The sequence below is a fragment of the Acetobacter tropicalis genome, from assembly GCF_001580915.1.
Classification (GTDB): Bacteria; Pseudomonadota; Alphaproteobacteria; order Acetobacterales; family Acetobacteraceae; genus Acetobacter; species Acetobacter tropicalis.
Window position 1 is genome coordinate 1 of the sequence record NZ_LHZQ01000017.1, and the last position, 665, is coordinate 665.

Annotated in this window: 1 pseudogene; it reads left to right on the forward strand. The window is 60.2% G+C overall.

Annotation, left to right across the window (positions count from 1 at the left end):
* A pseudogene (locus tag AD944_RS17150) lies at positions 1 to 411 on the forward strand (glycosyl transferase); the annotation flags it as partial.
* Between the last annotated feature and the right edge of the window lie 254 nt (positions 412 to 665).

Here is a 665-nt window from a genome sequence, read left to right on the forward strand (position 1 = left end):
GCCGACGCCATATTGGAACTGCTGACCAACAAGCCGCTGGCCAAGCGTCTGCGGCTTGCAGTCCGGCAGGAAGCGGAGCGCTCCCTGTGCATGGCATCCTATCTGGCGGATTATGAAAAACTGATTGCCCGCCTGATCAAGGATCATCCCACAACAGAAGCCACACCGGAGAAGGCCGAGAGTAAAGCGCGCTCTACAGCCGTGCCGGTTTCTGCGCCAAAGCCACGTAAGGTCAGAAAAGCTCCGGTTAAAACCAATGGCGTGGCCGAGCCTGTGGCTCCTGCCAAAGCGCCAGCCCGCTCGCGCATTGCCCCGAAAAAGGTGACGCCATCACAGGTTGCCGTATCAAAGACTGCTGTACCCAAGCCCGCAGCACGTACCCGGAAAAAGCGGCCTCCCTCAGCTTCCTGATGTCCCTGCGGGCTTTGGTCCGCAGGTGAGGCTGTCTTGTCTCAAGTGGCGGGCCGAAAGCCTGTCACTTTCAGGGGTAACATACCCGGGCCGCCGGACCAGAGAGAGGGCTCAGATACGCGGGGGGATGGAGGTGTTCACGCGGTCTGCCAGTTGAATGGTGAGATTGCGCATGAGTGCGGCAATGTCAGCATCCGTGGCGACTGAGCCGGATGCGGTCAGATGTGCACGGTCACGAATCAGCGGCTTGTTGG